Source organism: Nostoc sp. (genome assembly GCF_036916575.1).
Classification (GTDB): domain Bacteria; phylum Cyanobacteriota; class Cyanobacteriia; order Cyanobacteriales; family Nostocaceae; genus Nostoc.
In genome coordinates, this window is the sequence record NZ_JBALGC010000116.1 from 26,182 (window position 1) to 45,100 (window position 18,919).

Consider the following 18,919-nt stretch of genomic DNA (forward strand, 5'->3'; position numbering starts at 1 on the left):
CAATTCACTCCTCATTCTGTCAAATTCACTATTTGCTAAGTTTGTTTTGCCCAAACAACCAGGAAATCTAAAATTTAGCGATTTTCAGCTGTTATGCCCCGCTTTTTTAAATAATTGGAACTTTAACTTATGTGTTTTCATTTTTACAACTACTTTCAGAGAAAAAACGAAAATAACTCTTGACTTCAGCACAAACCTAGTGTTTGACTAAGAATGCAATTTGCCAAATCCACCACATCTGTAAAAAACAGATTGATTATACAGGCAGATTTGTAACAAGTAGCGCCAGCACAAAACTTTAATTTATTGTAACTTTTTGAACTTTACCCTATGGTTGCCCAGCTAGAAACCCCAAGTATAAATTCAACTCTTACTTTACCATATCCAGTTGAAGGACTAGTGCAAGTTTTCACTAGCTCCCATCGCAACTTTTTTACGAGCGTTATGGCTCAAGCACTGACAATAGCTGGACAAGGAACACCAGTATTAATAGTGCAGTTTCTCAAAGGAGGTATTCGTCAAGGACAGGAAAGACCTATACAATTAGGACAAAATTTAGATTGGATTCGCTGTGATTTGCCTCGTTGTATCGATACACCACATTTAGACGATACGGAAAACCAAGCCTTACAAAAGCTGTGGGAGTATACACAGCAGGTAGTGTGTGAGAGTAAGTATTCTCTCGTTGTCTTAGATGAGTTAAGTTTAGCGATTAACTTTGGTTTAATTCCTGAAACAGAAGTTTTAGCGTTTTTAACAAAACGCCCTCCCCACGTCGATATCATTCTCACAGGGACAGAGATGCCAAAATCTCTGTTGGATGTAGCAGATCAAATTACAGAAATCCGCCGGAGTCATCGGCCCTAAACAAAATACTCAGGATTTGAGATTTCAGATTTTATAATCTTCAATCAGAGGGTGTGTTAAAGTTCGTGGACACACCTTACTGTTCTAGCAACAGATGTCGGATTAAGGAGAAATTGAGCAGCTTGTTGTGCCATTACTTGAGATAACTGAATCTGTTTGAGGGTGACTAAACCTTCATTAACAAAGGAATCCCTCACTAAGGCTTTCTCGCCGCTATTGAAAGAAGTTTCATAAAACACTTCCTTAATTCCTGCGGAGATAATTAATTTTAAACAAGACAGACAAGGTTCTAGGGTAACGTAAATACTTGCACCATCTGTAGAAGTCCCATGCTTTGCTGCTTGTGCGATCGCATTTGCTTCTGCGTGTACAGCCCTTGAGGGTAGAATTTTACTAGCATCACAGCTACTTAATCCCGGATAACAGTATCCTTGAGCTGTACAATGGGCTGAACCCGATGGTGAGCCATTGTAACCTGTTGCTACGACTTGCTTGTTTTTTACAATCACAGCACCCACTGGAAAGGCTAAACACGTTGAGCGAGTGGCTGCTAGTTTAGCCAACATTAGAAAGTATTCATCCCATGTTGGTCTTTGATGGGGTTTGTCGATTGGGGAAATATCTTGCATAATCTATCAATTTCAAACTTTATTCTACTGCCTTGCTGACAACGGAAACTATGGATGCTCTGGGTTCCACTTATCCAAAATATTTTTAAGCTGATTCAAGGCGTCTTCATGATCGTGAAACTGTATTTCAGCAATAACAGTGGGAATGCCGCGTGGAAATCTTGATATTTTTTTACCTGTTTCGTATAGAAGAATAATAGGAATGTTGTTTGTCTCTGCAAAAGCTAACTCCATTCCAACACCAAAGGATAGTGAACCAAGGTAAGCAATAACTAAATCTGAATTGCTGACTTGATACTTATCTTGGTCAAAAACTTCACGAGGACTAATCTCAGGATTATTTACTGGATCAGTTTGTTTGTGTGGAACATAAGCTTGAAGACCAATTTCTTCGCAAAGGAAACCAATTTTTTCATAAAGTGCCTTAGACTCTGCTGGATTCTCCACATTAGTTAGCGCACCAGATACATATATTGTGTGCATATTTAATAACTACCTTACATTAAAAATAAAATTACATTCTTTTTTTAATTCTTGATTAATATTTTTTCAAGAATTATACTAAGTTATTCTAAAAATACAATGTTGTATTTAAAATAAAGTATGATTCTTCAATTATAAAAGTTTATTTATCTATTATTTTATTACTATTAATTGTAAACAAAATGTTTTTCAATATCAGATACATCATTTCTTATTTAAAGGTGTATTTACTGTTTTGTTTGGTTCAGTTCGGATTTCTAGAGTGGGAGTTTTAACTCTTTGAAATAATGGAATTCCCGCAAATATTGCTGATAATAAAGTTCCTATTGCAGCAACTGCTGCCCATTTCGCCGATGTATCTTGTCCAAGAAAACTTAGCAATGTTTCATGAACACTAATTTTAAGTTTTTTATACTCCTCTGACTCCAGCATAAGTTTCCTCAATAAATCTGTATCGCCTGTCATCCAACTATGTTCTTTTCTATTGAAAAAATCATCAATTTCATTACGATTAGGCAAACCAATAAGAATATCAAGTCTTGCAGGTCTATCTGTATTGCGATTACTTGATGACTTAGAACTTAATTTTTCAATAGCCAAATAGGCAATCGGTTGATTCACATCTCTTACATTAATTCTAAGCATTTCATCTGAAATATTATGAAGGGCTATACAAAGAACACCTGACCAATAAGGATTTACTCGCGTACCAATGTGTCCCATACCTTTCGAGACTAGCCCAACCATTGAGTAAAGTGGACCACGAAAGTAACCACTGAGGTAAACAGCTTCATCAGTCCATACTAAAGCAGTATCTCTTGGAGGTATGTAGAAAAACTTCTTTTCCTCATCTGGCTTACTTGTCTTTAGTTCTGTTTGAATAGTCAAACGTTGCTTTTGTCCAATTGCGTATGCATATTCACTAGCGGTTAAACATAAATCACAAGCCCTTATACTATCTGGCTTGAGAGGATAAAAAAGTATACCTTTACTAAGTTCCCTAATAATATCCCGATCACTCAAGACTGACATACAAATACTCCCTAATTCCACAAACCAACACAATTTTCTACAAAGACATCCGATGTAGTTATAAAGTCAAGCACATTGTGTCAGTAGCTAAATAGGAGGCTCTGACTGTCTTGAAGAAAAGGCTACTTTGATTACACGTATTTTAATTTATATTCTAGTGTGTTGCAAATTACCTTATATATTTAGCACGGAGATATCTATTCTAGTATTGCTGTTTATTTACATGAATTACAGTTTTTTCACTTACTGATCCTGAATATAAGGCTTGCAAGTTTTAATACAGTTACTAGCCTTTTGCAGTTCAATACCTAAATAACCAGTATGTTCAGGTTGAATTGCTGGAGATGTAGCACAAATTTCTCTTAGTAGGCTGAGGGGGTTTTTCCCACGATAAGACTTAATCACCTCACCACTACCAGGGGTTGTGTGAGTAATGACTATCTCTTTGCCATCAACCTCAATTACGAAATTGCCAGAAGGGTCATAATAGTTACGCTGATTAAAAATTGCAGCGTATTGATTGGTAATTAGCCTTTCTGCATTGTCCCAGGTATCATCATATATATGAGCAGACTGACTAATAGTTATGAGTGGCCCCATTTTCAAGTCATACTCAGAAAGTTGAGCAATTTCATCCCTAATATGTCGTTGCAAAGCCCTCAATCCCATTGCATTTGCAGGCCATGCGGCAAACATATCATTACTTCTAAGAGTTGCAGTTAGTGATAACTCATTATCAACCACTCTCAACCAAATATGATTAAGACAAGGGCTACCACCTTTTTCATGGTCTTTCACATCCCATAAATTCATCACTGCACTAGCAGCATCAATTTCTCCAATTAACTTCTGAATCACCTGGTCAATTTGATCACGCTCAAACCAGGAACGTAAACGTTGACCATATGTATATTTCAACCCTTCCCTAGAAGGTGCATCATCTAAAATCTGCGAAACGTATTCTTCAAGAAAAGGAGGGTCAATTGGCAAATAATTCGGCTCAGGAAAATAAAAGTCAGCAGGTTCATCGGTAATAATTGCCATTAAATCAATTAATTCTTGCCATTGCCCATCATAGCCAGTTGGTCTAATTGTTCCTGTTGTCTTAATCCGATGAATAATTTTTACCCAAGTTTCTGCTATAGTCTTACCCTCAATTCTGTGACCGTATCTCGGTCCAGGTAAGATAGTTGGTTCAACAGTAGGCATGAGAAAATTTAAGCGCAAACCCAAACCCCATGCAGCAAGCGCTTTCTGCTGAGCATATGACTTAACTAGACTAATGCCTTCAGAGATGGATTTGGTTTCGTGATACTTTATTGACTCCCGCAGGTCTTCTAAAGCACTAGCTTCCACTTGAAGATCAATATATCCAGGGATAGGGGAGCGAATTACCCAGCAACGCAACCCAGTATCACACACACCTTCTTCAAAGCCATCGCGGAAAAAGTCCAGCAAGCACTGACACGCACCTGCGTTATTGTCTTCTTTAGTAGCGTTTAAAACTACTAAATACCTAACATGGGGATTATACAGTAAATTGCGAATTAGTAAGTTTATCCCCCTTGTAGGCGAGTATAGTTGCCCAATTACAGCATACTGTTCGGGTTGCAGGTGTTTAGCGATCGCCTGCTTTACTGTCCATCCTGTAATCACTGCCGTCTGACCTAGACCATAAATAAGCTGGTTGGACTTGTGCAGTGCTTTGTACTCGAATTGGGTTGCCTTACCCGTTGCTGTCATGATTGGCTAAAAATAAAAAAGTTAACAATCTTATATCATAACCTAAATCTAACATTGGTAGTGGTTTCATCGAAGGTAGGCTTTGGGAGCTTACTTAATACACAGCCAATATTTTATAAATCACTGCATTTGCTTTACAAATGTTAATATTTTTGTTACAGTTATTTACATAAAGAAAAGACAGGGAAAAATCCATGCGTACAAACACTGCTATAATCGACGACCAAGGTAAACTGAACAACTTTGCGATCGAGCCAAGGGTTTATATAGATGAGCAAGGCGACCGCACTGGCTTCACTCCTTTTGCAGAACTGCTCAACGGTCGTTTAGCAATGATTGGTTTTGTCTGTTTGATCACATTAGAAGTATTGACAGGACACGGCATCGTTGGTATTTTTACAAGCCTGTAAAAACTGATTCTTGTAACATAACTCTCAACAAATTTAAGAGGCGGTAAATTTACCATCTCTTAATTTATGTAAAACTTAGTGGTACAGTAAAATATACTGATAGCAAAAGCTGTTGGTTATCAGCGTAAAGTTATCAGGTAAATTATGGTTTTAACTGCTTCAACTATGTTGCCGCTAGGCACAAAAGCACCAGATTTTGATCTACCGGAAGTGATATCTGGAAAAGCAACTTCACTTTCCACCTTTGCAGATAAAAAAGCGTTGTTGGTAATGTTCATTTGTCGGCATTGCCCATTTGTAAAGCACGTCCAACAAGAATTAGCGCAGTTAGGAAGAGATTACTTTACAGGTGATTTAGCGATCGTTGCCATCAGTGCTAACGATGCACACAATTATCCAGATGATGCGCCAGAGTCGTTACAAGCATTTGCCATAGAACAAGGGTTTAATTTTACCTTATGCTACGACGAGAGCCAGGAAACCGCAAAGGCTTACACAGCAGCTTGTACACCTGATTTTTTTGTATTTGATGACCAACGGGAACTAGTTTATCGGGGACAATTGGATGATAGCCGCCCTAGTAATGGTAAACCTGTAACAGGTGCAGATTTACGCGCAGCCATTGAAGCAGTGCTGGCGGGTAAACCTATTACAAGCGAGCAAAAACCGAGTGTTGGTTGCAATATTAAATGGAAACCTGGAAACCAACCGAGTTATTTTGGTTGAAACAGATTAGGCATTGGGTATTGGGTATTGGGAAATTTTCTTAGTCCCCATTACCCCTTATCCCCAAAAGGGGCCCCGAGTTCCCCAATCCCCAGTCCCAATGACTATCAGTGTTTAATTTCCAAATTCAGTATGTAGCATCCTAATTGGACTTTTTCTGCCCATAATTCATATTCCAGACGCAAATGCTCTGGCAAAGGATGTCCGTTGAGAGTTAGGCTACTAGTAAAATTTCGTAAACGAATAGGATCGTTAGGTTGTAATGATTCAGTTGGTAACCAATAACGACTAATTCCATAAACGCCCTGTTCCCAAAAGTGACGGTAACTCACTTGAGCGTTACCTTGCATAGTCATGATCACCCGGTAAGGGGAAATTTCCAGCCACAAAATCCTGGGACTGCTAGGGGCGTAAGCTTTGCTCTTACTTTGGGGAAGTGTGTCCTTTGGACTTAAGACACTCTCTACTTCGCAGCTAATTAGGGGCGGTGCAGTTAACAGCAAATGGAACCGATCAGTATCTTTTTGATACAATGTCCCGGCAGTTTCAACAACAGACCAGATTGGTAGGTCAGTGGAAATAAGTGATAAGCACACGGGCTTGCGGTGATGGGTCAGCATGGGAGCGATAAAGGCTAATAGCTATTGAACAAAGTGAAATGAACACTCTAGCTGTCTAATAGGTCAGGGTAAGAAACTAAATAGTAAAACAAGCTTAGTATTAATGAATCCGCTGATTTATTAAGCTACACAAATCCGGATAGAAACAGGTAGAATGCCACCTAAGACAGCAAAAACAGTGTTTTTTCTAGAGAGAGCTAATTCGTAAGTAAAGCTTGTAAATATTCTAAGGCTATAGCCTCAAAACAGTGGGAGTCGTTGTAGATGCTAAGAAACCTTCTTAAGGGAGACTTCCCGTAGATTGAAGTAAGTTTCATACAGCAAAAAGCGATAAGATACTAGGCAGGAAGTCACCAGCAGCGACAAACAAAGTCGCTGTTAAACTTCCGGTGTATTCAAAAGCCAGTGTATCCTAATGTCGGCTTCTGTTATAACCGTAGAAACTCACGAAGACCTTTGTCATAAGTTAATTATTCAGCTGCCTTCTTTTGGGCTATCTTTACAAGGTCGTATCCGGGTAGCTGGGGAGCTTCACCATCCTCTAATGTTAGGCGCTTTAGCCGAAGGTGAAACCGAAATTCAGTAACTTCTCTAAAAAGAAGAACCCCGCAGCAGTGCTGGTTGTTTTCAAGCTATGGATGCCCAAATTTTGGAACTTTGGGGCTGAACGAGCATCGACTTAGAAACCAAAAGCTTAACCGAACCGTATTGACCCCACATCTGTCTGGTTAATGTTAAGAAATATTTCCTTAATAGCATCTATGACTGGTGACGTGGATTACAAAGGATAAAACGCGTTACATTTATTTACGATGTCTTTAGTAGACCTTTATATATCTAACTCTGTTTCATCACTTTAGAAAACGAAAAATCAGATGCCATTTTTAATACAAGACAAAAAATGGGTTTGAGTTTTTATTTTCTAATACAATGCACAAAATTGTGACTTTTTGACAAAAGCCACTTGTAAAAAGGATTCTAAATTATTCTCTGGCAATAGTGATGATAGAGCGCTAAACCCATTTAAAAGGAAATTGCATGTGGATCGTCAAAATTGCTTTACGTCTTCCGTATACATTCGCGATCGCTGCCTTGATGATTGTGATCTTGGGTGTAGTAACGATATTTGGCACAGCGGTTGACATTTTTCCCGCAATCAACATTCCGGTTGTCAGTATAGTTTGGACTTATACTGGTACTACATCTGAGGAAATGGCACAGCGAATCGTGACAATTAGCGAACGCTCCATGACAACAACCGTTGGTGACATTGAACACATTGAGTCTCAATCTTTAAGTGGTGTTAGTGTTGTCAAGGTTTTCTTCCAACCGAGCGTCAATATTGCCTCAGCAGTAGCTCAAATCACCTCTGTCAGTCAAACAATTCTCCGTCCTTTGCCACCCGGGATCACGCCGCCATTCATCATTCAGTACAACGCTTCTAGCGTGCCGATTATCCAGATGAGTGTCAGCAGCAAAACCTTGCCGGAACAAGCGCTCAACGACTATGCTACCAACTTTGTCCGCACCCAGTTAGCAACAGTCCAAGGGGCGAGTGTACCTTTGCCCTATGGTGGTAAACCTCGGCAAATTATGGTTGATATCGATCCCCAAGCGATGTTGGCTAAAGGTGTTTCTGCCCAAGACGTGACTAATGCTGTCAGTGCCCAAAACTTGGTTTTGCCAGCAGGCGATATGAAAATAGGCACTCGCGACTTTGCTGTACAAATCAACAATAGTCCAGATATAGTGGCAGCCCTCAACGATTTGCCGATTAAGCAAGTTAATGGGAATGTGACTTACATTCGTGATGTGGCGCAGGTACGGGATGGCTTTGCCGTGCAAACGAACATGGTACGTGAAAATGGTAGGCGATCAAGCTTACTGAGTATTCTCAAGAGTGGCAATGCCTCAACTATTGATGTGATTGATCGGGTGAAAAAAACTTTACCTCGCATCCAATCCACTTTACCCCCAGGACTGAATTTAGCTTTTTTGTTCGATCAATCTATATTTGTTAAAGCTTCGATTCAAGGCGTTCTCAAAGAAGGATTGATTGCCGGGTGTCTCACCGCGCTGATGATTTTGATTTTCCTAGGAAGTTGGCGCAGCACTGTAATCGTAGCTGTATCGATTCCCCTCTCGATGCTGGTTTCGATTATTGTGATGAGTCGTTTGGGAGAAACTTTCAACATTATGACCTTAGGTGGTTTGTCCTTAGCTGTCGGTATTCTCGTAGATGATGCCACAGTAGAAATTGAAAATATCCATCGAAATCTCGGACAAGGTAAACCAATTAAACGAGCAATCTTAGATGGAGCGCAGCAAATTGCAACTCCCGCATTTGTCGCAACATTATGTATTTGTATTGTCTTTGTGCCGGTCGTGTTTTTGAGTGGAGTAGCAAAATACCTGTTTGTCCCGCTAGCAATGGCGGTAGTATTTGCCATGCTTGCTTCTTATCTGCTATCTCGGACTGTAGTACCGACGATGGCAAGCTATTTGCTACCACATGAAGCGGACTTGCATAGAGAAAGTGAGGATCATAATGGTCATGGCGACAACCATCATATAGATTCGCCAGTTCAAAACAATAATGGTCGCGACAACCATCATATAGATTCGCCAGTCCAAAACAATAATGGTCGGGACAATCACCACAGCCATTCACCAGTCGAAATCCATGATCATCGCGACCACCACACCTATTCGCCAGTCCAAAATAATAATGGTCGCGACAACCACCAAACAGAAGAAGCAACAACCAAAAATGCCGAACCTGTGAAGAAAGATTGGATATGGCGGCTACACGAAAAGTTTAACCGACAATTTGAGAAATTTCGCAGTTGGTACTACGATGTCCTAACCTCAGCATTAAATCACCGCCGCATAGTCTTTGTGCTGTTTGGTGCTTTTATAGTAAGTGCAGGAGTTTTGTTGCCGTTCGTCGGTCAAGATTTTTTCCCTGAAGTCGATGGTGGTCAGTTTAGCCTCCATGTTCGAGCCTTACCTGGTACTCGTTTGGAAGAGACAGAAAGAATTGTCAGCCAAGTCGAAGGCGTTATCCGCCAGACTGTACCGAAAGAAAATCTCTCGAAGATTCTGGATAACATCGGCTTACCCAACAGTGGCATTAACCTTACCTATGGCTACAACGGTGCTACAATTGGCCCGGCTGATGCTGATATTCTTGTGTCCCTGAAAAAATCTGGTTCAACTTTTTCTTATGTCAAGCAACTCCGCCAGAAATTGAAAGCGACATTTCCCAATTACACCTTCTTTTTTGAGCCTGCTGATATTGTTACTCAAATTCTGAATTTCGGTTTGCCTGCTGCTGTTGATGTGCAAATATCTGGCCCTCTGCAAAATTCAAAGACCAACTTTGAAATTGCCAAACAAATCGAAGCAAAGATGACGCGCATTCCTGGTGCTGTAGATGTACACATGCAGCAAGTTGTCGATGCTCCAGAGTTACGTCTTGATGTAGATCGTACCGAGGCTCAACAACTGGGTATGACCCAGCGTGATGTTGCCAATAGTGTTCTCACTTCCTTAAGTTCAAGCGGTCAAGCTGCAATTAACCAATGGCTCGATCCCAAAAAAGGCGTGAGTTACACCCTTGCTGTACAAGTTCCCCAGTACAAAATTGACTCTATTGACAGCCTGAAAAATACGCCAGTTAGCAACGGTCAAACTACACCCCAACTTTTAGGTAATTTAGCTAGTGTTAAACGCGACACAGTGATGCAAGTTGTCAATCACTATAACATTCAGCCAGTTTTCGATATCTACGCTAACTCCTATGATCGCGATCTGGGGGGAGTTGCCCGCGATGTAGATCGAATCATCGCTGATTATAAGAAAAAATTGCCTCACGGTAGTCAGATTAATGTCCGCGGGCAAGTGCAAACGATGAACTCTTCGTTTTTGGGACTTGGTTTCGGACTTGTGTTTGCAATTGTGCTGGTTTACTGCTTAATGGTGGTGAACTTCCAATCTTGGCTTGATCCCCTGATTATTATGATGGCATTGCCGAGTGCTTTAGCTGGTATTGTCTGGATGCTGTTTGTCACCCGCACCACTTTTAGCGTTCCTTCGTTAATGGGTGCAATTATGAGTATAGGTGTGGCGACATCAAACAGTATTCTAATGATCACTTTTGCTAATGACCAGCGTCAGGAAGGGCAAAATGCCTATAAAGCAGCGCAAGCGGCGGGTCACACACGGTTGCGTCCTGTATTAATGACTGCCTTAGCCATGCTCATTGGTATGGTGCCAATGTCCCTCGGTTTTGGTGAAGGTGGTGAGCAGAATGCGCCCTTGGGTCGCGCTGTAATTGGCGGCTTGTCAGCTGCAACAGTTGCGACTCTCATCTTTGTACCTGTTGTATACAGCATGTTACGACGTAAACAACCTCGTCCTATTGATCAGGATGATGACGATTTAAATTTCTCAGATCCACAAACTGCATATTCCTTGTCATCATCCCAAGGTAAGGAGTAAGCAATTTCATTGTTCAAAATTGCCAAAGCCAATGATGGTAATGACTCTAGCTGCTGAATTTCTGCAAATTAGATAATATGGGACAGCTTACCTATGGATTCTCAGCCTCCATCTCCTGATTTAGAACAACAAACGACTTCTAGAAAACAAAGGCGCGGCATCGGTCGAATTGGTTGGGCTATAATTGGTGCTGTTTTTTTTGGTAGCCTACTGGCTATAGGTATTCTGCCTCGGTTAAGTCAAAGGTCAGAATTACAAGCAGCAGTCAAGGAAGCAAGTACTGTACCCTCAGTTAACGTTATCACTCCCCGTCGCGCTGCTGCTACTACCAATTTGGAACTACCTGGGAGTGTTGTAGCCCTTAACCAAACGACCATCTACGCTCGTAGTACTGGGTATTTGCGGCGGTGGTACGCAGACATTGGCGATCGCGTGCAGGCTGGTCAATTATTAGCAGAAATTGATTCACCAGATATAGATCAGCAAGTTTTGCAAGCGAAGGCAGAGTTAGCACAAGCACAAGCTAATGTGCTTCAAAGTCGTGCTAGTTTAGCTAAAAGTGTTTCTGATTTGAAGCAAGCCCAGGCTAATCTATTGATCGCACGTCAGAGTTGGCAGCGCTGGAGTGTTCTTGTCAAACAAGGTGCAGTGCCTCAACAAGATGCTGATACAAGATATGCCACATATCAGGCTAATCTTGCCAACGTTGAAGCAGCAAAAAATACTGTCAATTCTGACTCTGCTAACGTCAAAGCAGCACAAGCTAACGTTTACGCAAGTCAAGCAAACTTCCAGCGTAATACCGTATTGCAGTCTTACAAGAAAGTCACTGCTCCCTTTGCAGGGGTGATTACCGCACGTAACGTAAATACAGGTGTTTTAATTTCAGCAGGTAGTGGCAACACTAATACTAGTAGTAACAATACCAGCAACACCAATACTAGCAATACCAGCCTTTATACTATTGCTGCTTATGACAAGCTAGACGTGAATGTGAATGTTCCACAGAGTTTATCACCGTCACTTCAGACTGGTCAAACAGCAGAAATTACAGTCAAAGAGTTACCACAACGAGCGTTTACGGGTAAAGTAGTGCGTACTAGCAACGCTATAGATCCAAATACTCGCACTTTGCTGACACAATTAGAAGTGGATAATTACAACGCGACGCTGCGACCTGGGATGTATGCCACTGTTAAATTTGCCATTAACCGCACTAATCCTCCCTTTGTTGTGCCAGATAGTGCCTTAGTCGTTAACGCCGCAGGTACGCAGGTAGCAACTCTAACCAAAGACCAAACAGTGCATTATCAAAAAGTTGCCGTTGGGCGAGATTATGGTACTGAAGTAGAAATTACATCAGGTCTGACAGGAAATGAATCGCTGATTGCCACTCCTACGGTTGATGAGACAGAGGGTTTGCGCGTGCAGCCAGTTGCACAAAAAAAGTAGACTCAATGTTGTCAATTTACAGCGCTTTTCATCTAAGTAAGGTAGACTAACCCATCCTCCCCAATACCTTGGGGAGGGGAGGGGTGTACTCCATTAACTTCTAATTTGCTGCTTGCCAAAGGCATCGCTTCTTCAATTGCCCCTCTGCCCCCTGACTTCTTGTACCAGAAGCTGAAAGTAGTACAAAGTACATTTGCAACCGCTGTATCATTGGCGCTAATTCCTTCAGGGTTAATGAGAAAATATACACCAATATAGTTGAGCTGTCAATACTGAAAATGAAGCGAAGACACGACAAGCGAACAAAATATTTAAAGGTCAGCAGTGTTAATCAAGCAAATATTTTATCCCGGTTATGGGGTGCATCAAAATCAATCAGTGGGCCTTTGGGGACGATGCGAGTTGGGTTAACTTGGGGATGGCTTTTATAATAATGCCGTTTGATGTGGTCAAGATTGCAAGTCTCTTTGACTCCCGGCTGTTGGTAAAGCTCTTTGAGATAATTCCACAGATTCGGATAATCTACAATCCGGCGTAGGTTGCATTTGAAATGCACATAATAAACTACATCGAAACGAAACAAAGTAGTGAACATACACCAGTCCGCCTCGGTAATTTCATTTCCGCAAAGATAGCGTTGATTTCCTAATATTTTTTCCCAGTAGTCGAGAGCCGTGAATAATTCCGTTATCGCTTCATCATAAGCCGATTGAGTAGTAGCAAATCCCGCCCGGTAGACGCCGTTATTTATTGGTTGATAAATTGTATCAATCGTCTCGTCAATTACTTTTTGTAAATGTTCTGGATAAAAGTTGATATTTTGTTTAGCGAATGCATTGAATTCTGTATCGAACATCCGGATGATTTCGCGGGATTCATTATTGACAATTGTCCCATTTTGGATATCCCATAAAACTGGAACTGTCACCCGGCCACTATAGTTAGGGTCAGCCTTCAGATAAAGTTGCCAAAGATACTGAGTACCGTTGACTGTATCGGGAATGCACCCCGGTTCATCGCCAAATTCCCAGCTATTTTGAGCAATTTCTGCTGCAACGACCGATAACCCAATGACATCTTGAAGTCCTTTCAATTGGCGGATAATGGCGGTGCGACACGCCCAAGGGCAAGCCCAAGAAATATACAGATGATAGCGCCCCGCTTCAGCTTTCAACTCACTATAACCATCAGCTGTAATGTGGTTGCGGAAAGTTGTTGATGGACGGACAAATTTACCTTCTGAGTCTTCTTGATCCCTTTGAGATACCCACTGACCATCCTTAAGAATTCCCAAACCCATAATTATTTCCTTAGTTATTAGTCAACAGTCAAGAATCTAAAACTCTGGACTTTTGACTTTTGACTATTCAGCGTTGAGGATTTTTGGTACTTTGAAAAATTCGCCTTCTTGTTCAGGCGCACTGTTGAGGATACTTTCCCGGTCTGGATAGGGTTGCAATTCATCATCTCGTGTGACATTGCTGACATCGATTGCCCGTGTTGTTGGGGGCACATTACTGACATCAAGTTCGTTCAACTGTTCAATATAATCCAGAATACTTCCTAACTGGGTAGTGAATTGTTCCTCTTCTTCTGGATTCAATTCTAAACGAGCGAGATTAGCTACTTTATGAACTTGTTCTTGGTCAATCATATTTTTTTAGTTAGGAGTTAGGAGAGACGCGATTAATCGCGTCTGTACAGGAGTTAGGAGTGAATGATTCATAATTCCTAACTCATCACTTTTAGAAGAATACGTCAATTTGCGATCGCCCAGTGGTTTTCAGCCAGTTTTGGGCTTCGATGTAGTTATTGGGAGCCATGCGAATAGCTCGAATCCAATAGTCTGCTGCTTGGTCAAAGAGTGCTTCACCAGCCTCGTTATCTCCAGCTTCTTTCTCTTTTTCGCCTTGGTAGTGATAAATCACGGCGATGTTATTTAAGGCTTGGGGCATGCGTGGGTTTAACTCAACTGCCTGGTGATATAGTTCTAAAGCTTTGTTATGGTCGCCATTGCTGGCATAAATTAGCCCCATATTGTAGAGAATATAGCCGCGATCGTTGGTATCTTCCTCTAATGTCAGAGCTTCTTCATAATATTCCAATGCTTCAGCATATTCCCCTTCTGCTTGGGCCGACATGCCATCTCGATAATAAACAAACGCTTCTTTAGCTTTTTTGTTGGTTGGCAGGATCTTCAGGATAATATCCGCCATCACTGTAAAGGATTTGTCAACAAAATTATCGTTTTTTTGTGTTCTTGGCATATTTGTCTCTGGGTATTAAGGACGGGGACTGGGGACTGGGCATTGAGCATGGGGCATTGGGGAGCCAGCGCCGTGGTGTTAGCGCAGCGTAAAGCCTACGGCATAGCTTCTCTTCGAGACGCTGCGCGAACGCTTAGAGCGACGTAGGAGCGTCGGCAGTCGCTCAAAGGGGGTTTTCCCCAGGAGGAACTGCCTTCATGGTTTCCCGACTTGAGGCGACTGGCGTCATTGGGCATTGGGCAATAATCAATAGTTTTTCTTCTTGTGCTTCCTCTGCTTCCCCTGCTCCCTCATTTCGCCAATCCCCTAGTACACTTAATAGCTAATTTAACTGATTTGCGGGTGCATTTTTATCATTGAGGGGTATGATACATTCCGGACTATTATGCCGAGCGTTATTGACCAAGGTGCTAACTGGATAGGCAGTCATTGCTGGCGCTGGATAAGGATGCAGTAGCTGCTGTAGGGTTTCGGGCGTTTGCACTTGGGAATCTAGCCATAAATCGTAATCTTGTGGCTCTAGAATCACTGGCATCCGCTCGTGGATACGTTGGAGTAATTCGTTAGCTGCCGTTGTCAAAATTGTACAAGAGATTATTTCTTCGTCAGCAGGCGATCGCCATTTCTCCCACAAACCTGCAAAGGCGAAGGGTTGTCCATCTTGAAGGCGAAAATAAAACGGTTGCTTTTTACCTTGTTGCCGTTGCCACTCATAAAAGCCATCAGCTAGCACTAAACAGCGTCGATGTTTAAAAGCCGAGCGGAAAGAGGGTTTTTCGGCAACAGTTTCTGCCCTAGCGTTAATCAGCTTTGCCCCCATTCCTGCATCTTTCGCCCATGACGGAATTAATCCCCAATGCAACTGCTTAAATTCACGCTTTTCGCTTTCAGGATTTTGTAATACTGTAGCCACCATTTGCGTAGGTGCAATGTTATATTCTGCTAAATCCGAAACTGGCTCAACATGGAAAACTTGAGCTAAACTTGCTGCCGACTGGTTTAGAGTAAATCTTCCACACATACTTTTATTCTCAACCTTTGACTAAATTAAATATCTCTAGATTGAAATATTTAATACTTTTTTATTTTTTGAGTGCTTTTATTATGTAGTACTCAAAAGCTAATAGAAAAACAATTATCCGATTATGGGAAAATCTTTTGGTAAGATATTGTATTTCCAACCTTTACTTCTCAATATATTCCTAACTGTATTTTAGCATGGAACTACTGCATCTGTACGATTTTTTACCTTCTGGCAATGGTTATAAGATACGTCTTTTATTGACACAACTAGGTATGCCTTTTGAGAGGGTAGAGCTTAACATATTGAAAGGCGAGACTCGAACACCAGAATTTTTAAGTAAAAATCCTAACGGTAAGATACCCGTTCTAGAAATTCAGCCAGGGAAATATTTGGCAGAATCAAATGCCATATTGGTATATCTGAGTGAATGCACAGAATTTTTACCCTATGACCGATTTTTACGAGCGCAGGTGCTGCAATGGTTATGTTTTGAACAGTATAGCCATGAACCTTTTATTGCTACATCAAGATTTTGGATTTCTATTTTAGGTAAAACTGAAGAATATAGTGAAGCTATCAAGCAAAAACGTGAACCAGGTTATGCAGCACTTAACTTGATGGAAGCACACTTAACTTCTCACACTTTTTTTGTGGGAGAGCGTTACACGATTGCTGATATCGCCTTGTTTGCTTATACCCATGTAGCTGATGAAGGTGGGTTCAATTTAACACAATTTCCTGCTATCCAAGCTTGGATAGGAAGAGTCAAATCTCAACCAAGATATATCAGTATTACACAAGCATAAAAATTATATTTTGTGGGTTTCTGTCTCTCGTTTCTTGGCTCTAGTAGAGGATGTACTGGGTGAGACATTGCCTCAAATTCACGAGGCAGGCAAAATATTATTAGAAGGTGTTACTAAACAGCAACTAGATATCAGTATCAATTTTTATCAGCTTTTGCCTGGAGGACAAACCTGACTTAATTCTGATATGAGATTTGGTTACATCAAATTTCTCTGCTAGTAGTTTAATTAACTCTTCATTCGCCTGATCATCAATTGGGAGTGATTTTAAATACACAGTCAAACTGCCATCAGGTTGTTCTTCAATCTTTTGCTGTTTTGAATTAGGTTTAACCTTGACTTTTTTTTGCATAACCTATTTCCTGTAATTTTCGCAGCCACAACCAACCTAAAACACAACCCAATACATAATGAAGAAAATCCCACCAAACAAAGGTGGTACCAAGTAACAATTTACCTATCAAGGTGGCGCGAATCTCCTCTAATAGGGGCGGATGCCAAAGTTGTAAGAATTCTAGTATAGAGGTGATCACAAAAATCCATATAGGAATTTGGATTACCGCCGCCCGACTTCTGAAAAACCAAAATGCGAACAGACACCAAAATATTTCGTAAAATACAGCTGCTCCGTAGTCATTAAACCACTGATGGGCAGGCCCACTATAATACTTAAACAAAAAGCCCATCGGTACAACGATGAGCACAGAAATAATAATAAATATTGTTTGGTTACGGTTTCGGCGCATTTTCTCAGGACTAAAGACTAAGCAAAATTTTAGCAGCCCGAACCACTAGAAGTCGGTTTACTATCTCCTGATTCTCTTTAAGCAATTATACTAAATTTTTTAGTATAAAAAAACTAAGTAATGATCCAGTCCTTGACTATAATATACAATCTATCGCTCACCCATTGGAGTTGCAATCTCTATTAAATGATCCAAAGGCAGATCAACCTACACTGGTTTTGGTTTTTGGCTTTAACCCAAGCGTATTGAAACCAACGGTCAATATTGTTAGCTGCGTTTTATGTCTTATCCTCAATGTGACCGCACACAGGACATACATAAACGCAGTTTTTTAATGGCATATTGTGACAATGCAGATATTAGAGCCAATACCCACATCTCAAAGATTGGATGCCTCAAATCAGTTGTGGGACAGAGCCATTTTATTTCTGGGCACTTCTAAGCCTTTGATAAGATGCTATAAACCTCTGATTGTTCCGGCAATCTAAAAATACAAAAATCGATACTACGATAAATCTATCAAGATAAAGTATAATACTTGTAGCTATGATCGCTTCCTTTAGAGTTTTGCTTGCACTTGATAGCAAAATTCCAAAAGAAACGGACGAGTGCCAACACCACCCTATGGATCAAATCCTGGAGAATCTACATGGGCTACAAACATATCGAAGTCAAACAAGTAGCTGGTTTCATTGGTGCTGAAATCAGTAAGGTAGACCTTTCCCGTCCTCTGAATGATGATGAAGTCAAAGAAATTCGTAAAGCACTATTGAAGTGGAAAGTTGTGTTCTTTCGTGGACAAAACATCGATCATGCTGCCCAGGTTGAATTCACATCTCGTTTTGGCGAAGTGACTTTCGCCCATCCACTCGGAGAGCCTGAACCAGTTCCGGGATTTCCGCAACTCAAACCCGTAGACCGGAGGCTCTATGAGAAGCAGTATGGTTTTCGCACTGGAGGCCCCTGGCACACAGACGTAACAGCAGCTATCAACCCGCCAGCAGCGTCAATTTTACGTGCGGTTAATGTCCCTAGCTTTGGTGGTGACACCCAGTGGAGTAATTTAGTTGCAGCTTATGAGGGTCTGTCAGCACCTCTAAGAGCGCTAGCAGACACATTGAAAGCTGAACATCGCTTCAATGGCAGTGGGTATCAGCCCCGTAACAGCAAGTTCGCCGAGCGCATTGCTGTCAATCCACCCAGTAGTAAGGGTTCATCCTGAGACTGGTGAGCGTGCGTTGTTCATTAATCCTGGCTTCACCTCACACATTGTTAATGTGTCATCACAAGAGAGCAAGCTGTTACTTGAGTTGTTCTTTAACCAAATCACCAAGCCTGCCTATACCACCCGTTTCCGTTGGAACAATGGTGATATCGCGTTCTGGGACAACCGCGCCACCGTGCATTTGGCTCCTCAAGATTTAGATCATTTGGATGTTGAGCGTCTCCTATATCGCACCACTATCACTGGCGATGTTCCAGTTGGGGTTGATGGTTTCCGCTCAGAAGTAGTTCAAGGTGAGGCATTTAACTCACAAGTACCAACCGTCTTCAAGCAAAAAGCCCAGAAGTTAGAAACACAACCAGTGCTTTCATAAGCTACAAAGTACT

The 18,919-nt window shown here is 41.3% G+C and carries 20 protein-coding genes and 1 pseudogene; 10 read left to right on the plus strand and 11 right to left on the minus strand.

What is annotated here, in order from left to right; all coding sequences use genetic code 11:
- The first annotated feature begins 330 nt into the window (after positions 1–330).
- On the plus strand, positions 331–867 hold the full coding sequence (locus V7L29_RS26240; protein WP_334737278.1) for a P-loop NTPase family protein: 537 nt from the start codon (positions 331–333) through the stop codon (positions 865–867).
- Between the two features lie 56 nt (positions 868–923).
- Here V7L29_RS26240 and V7L29_RS26245 read toward each other — a convergent pair whose 3' ends face one another.
- The 4 genes from V7L29_RS26245 to V7L29_RS26260 form a co-directional block, all read right to left on the minus strand.
- Positions 924–1,496 carry a deoxycytidylate deaminase gene (locus V7L29_RS26245; RefSeq protein ID WP_334737279.1) on the minus strand — a complete coding sequence of 191 codons (573 nt, stop codon included), beginning with the start codon at positions 1,494–1,496 and terminating at the stop codon, positions 924–926.
- Positions 1,497–1,544: 48 nt separating this feature from the next.
- Entirely contained in the window at positions 1,545–1,979 is a 435-nt protein-coding gene (locus tag V7L29_RS26250) for a nucleoside 2-deoxyribosyltransferase (protein WP_334737280.1), read from the minus strand.
- A gap of 204 nt (positions 1,980–2,183) precedes the next feature.
- Positions 2,184–3,011: a hypothetical protein gene (locus tag V7L29_RS26255; protein WP_334737281.1), complete on the minus strand. Its 828-nt coding sequence runs from the start codon at positions 3,009–3,011 to the stop codon at positions 2,184–2,186.
- 243 nt (positions 3,012–3,254) lie between these two features.
- Positions 3,255–4,754, minus strand: a complete 1,500-nt coding sequence (locus tag V7L29_RS26260; RefSeq protein WP_334737282.1) for a thymidylate synthase — start codon at positions 4,752–4,754, stop codon at positions 3,255–3,257.
- 194 nt (positions 4,755–4,948) lie between these two features.
- On the opposite strand from V7L29_RS26260, the gene V7L29_RS26265 reads away from it, so the two are divergent.
- Both V7L29_RS26265 and V7L29_RS26270 read left to right on the plus strand, forming a co-directional pair.
- The gene (locus V7L29_RS26265; RefSeq protein WP_334689573.1) at positions 4,949–5,164 is read left to right on the plus strand and encodes a high light inducible protein; all 216 of its coding nucleotides are present in this window, start codon (positions 4,949–4,951) and stop codon (positions 5,162–5,164) included.
- 144 nt (positions 5,165–5,308) lie between these two features.
- A complete protein-coding gene (locus V7L29_RS26270; RefSeq protein WP_334689574.1) occupies positions 5,309–5,890 on the plus strand; it encodes a thioredoxin family protein in 582 nt (193 codons plus the stop codon).
- Positions 5,891–5,997: 107 nt separating this feature from the next.
- On the opposite strand, the gene V7L29_RS26275 is transcribed toward V7L29_RS26270, so the two are convergent.
- Positions 5,998–6,510, minus strand: a complete 513-nt coding sequence (locus V7L29_RS26275; protein WP_334689575.1) for a hypothetical protein — start codon at positions 6,508–6,510, stop codon at positions 5,998–6,000.
- A gap of 415 nt (positions 6,511–6,925) precedes the next feature.
- Between V7L29_RS26275 and V7L29_RS26280 the strand changes: the two are divergent.
- From V7L29_RS26280 to V7L29_RS26290, 3 genes and pseudogenes are all read left to right on the plus strand, one after another.
- Positions 6,926–7,168: pseudogene (locus V7L29_RS26280) on the plus strand (3-phosphoshikimate 1-carboxyvinyltransferase); the annotation flags it as partial.
- 380 nt (positions 7,169–7,548) lie between these two features.
- Positions 7,549–11,013: an efflux RND transporter permease subunit gene (locus tag V7L29_RS26285; RefSeq protein ID WP_334737283.1), complete on the plus strand. Its 3,465-nt coding sequence runs from the start codon at positions 7,549–7,551 to the stop codon at positions 11,011–11,013.
- A gap of 93 nt (positions 11,014–11,106) precedes the next feature.
- A complete protein-coding gene (locus V7L29_RS26290; RefSeq protein WP_334689577.1) occupies positions 11,107–12,465 on the plus strand; it encodes an efflux RND transporter periplasmic adaptor subunit in 1,359 nt (452 codons plus the stop codon).
- Positions 12,466–12,796: 331 nt separating this feature from the next.
- On the opposite strand, the gene V7L29_RS26295 is transcribed toward V7L29_RS26290, so the two are convergent.
- The 3 genes from V7L29_RS26295 to V7L29_RS26305 all read right to left on the minus strand — a co-directional run bounded on the left by V7L29_RS26295 (position 12,797) and on the right by V7L29_RS26305 (position 14,732).
- Positions 12,797–13,765: a glutathione S-transferase family protein gene (locus V7L29_RS26295; protein WP_334737284.1), complete on the minus strand. Its 969-nt coding sequence runs from the start codon at positions 13,763–13,765 to the stop codon at positions 12,797–12,799.
- A gap of 63 nt (positions 13,766–13,828) precedes the next feature.
- The gene (gatC, locus tag V7L29_RS26300) at positions 13,829–14,119 is read right to left on the minus strand and encodes an Asp-tRNA(Asn)/Glu-tRNA(Gln) amidotransferase subunit GatC (RefSeq protein ID WP_334737285.1); all 291 of its coding nucleotides are present in this window, start codon (positions 14,117–14,119) and stop codon (positions 13,829–13,831) included.
- Between the two features lie 91 nt (positions 14,120–14,210).
- Entirely contained in the window at positions 14,211–14,732 is a 522-nt protein-coding gene (locus V7L29_RS26305; protein ID WP_100902961.1) for a photosystem I assembly protein Ycf3, read from the minus strand.
- 197 nt (positions 14,733–14,929) lie between these two features.
- Here V7L29_RS26305 and V7L29_RS26310 point away from each other — a divergent pair, with 197 nt between their 5' ends.
- Positions 14,930–15,058: a hypothetical protein gene (locus tag V7L29_RS26310; RefSeq protein ID WP_334737286.1), complete on the plus strand. Its 129-nt coding sequence runs from the start codon at positions 14,930–14,932 to the stop codon at positions 15,056–15,058.
- Here the strand turns inward: V7L29_RS26310 and V7L29_RS26315 are convergent.
- A complete protein-coding gene (locus V7L29_RS26315; RefSeq protein ID WP_334737287.1) occupies positions 15,055–15,753 on the minus strand; it encodes an SOS response-associated peptidase in 699 nt (232 codons plus the stop codon). The two genes, V7L29_RS26310 and V7L29_RS26315, sit on opposite strands and share 4 nt — an antisense overlap.
- A 197-nt stretch (positions 15,754–15,950) precedes the next feature.
- On the opposite strand from V7L29_RS26315, the gene V7L29_RS26320 reads away from it, so the two are divergent.
- Positions 15,951–16,562, plus strand: coding sequence for a glutathione S-transferase family protein (locus V7L29_RS26320; RefSeq protein ID WP_334689584.1), 612 nt, complete (start codon positions 15,951–15,953; stop codon positions 16,560–16,562).
- A gap of 124 nt (positions 16,563–16,686) precedes the next feature.
- Here V7L29_RS26320 and V7L29_RS26325 read toward each other — a convergent pair whose 3' ends face one another.
- The gene (locus V7L29_RS26325; RefSeq protein WP_334737288.1) at positions 16,687–16,914 is read right to left on the minus strand and encodes a DUF167 domain-containing protein; all 228 of its coding nucleotides are present in this window, start codon (positions 16,912–16,914) and stop codon (positions 16,687–16,689) included.
- Positions 16,892–17,308: a ribosomal maturation YjgA family protein gene (locus V7L29_RS26330; protein ID WP_334737289.1), complete on the minus strand. Its 417-nt coding sequence runs from the start codon at positions 17,306–17,308 to the stop codon at positions 16,892–16,894. The genes V7L29_RS26325 and V7L29_RS26330 overlap by 23 nt, the downstream gene beginning before the upstream one ends.
- A 649-nt stretch (positions 17,309–17,957) precedes the next feature.
- Between V7L29_RS26330 and V7L29_RS26335 the strand changes: the two genes are divergently transcribed.
- Positions 17,958–18,530, plus strand: a complete 573-nt coding sequence (locus V7L29_RS26335) for a TauD/TfdA dioxygenase family protein (protein WP_334737290.1) — start codon at positions 17,958–17,960, stop codon at positions 18,528–18,530.
- Positions 18,448–18,906 carry a TauD/TfdA dioxygenase family protein gene (locus V7L29_RS26340; RefSeq protein ID WP_334737291.1) on the plus strand — a complete coding sequence of 153 codons (459 nt, stop codon included), beginning with the start codon at positions 18,448–18,450 and terminating at the stop codon, positions 18,904–18,906. The genes V7L29_RS26335 and V7L29_RS26340 overlap by 83 nt, the downstream gene beginning before the upstream one ends.
- Positions 18,907–18,919: the final 13 nt, after the last annotated feature.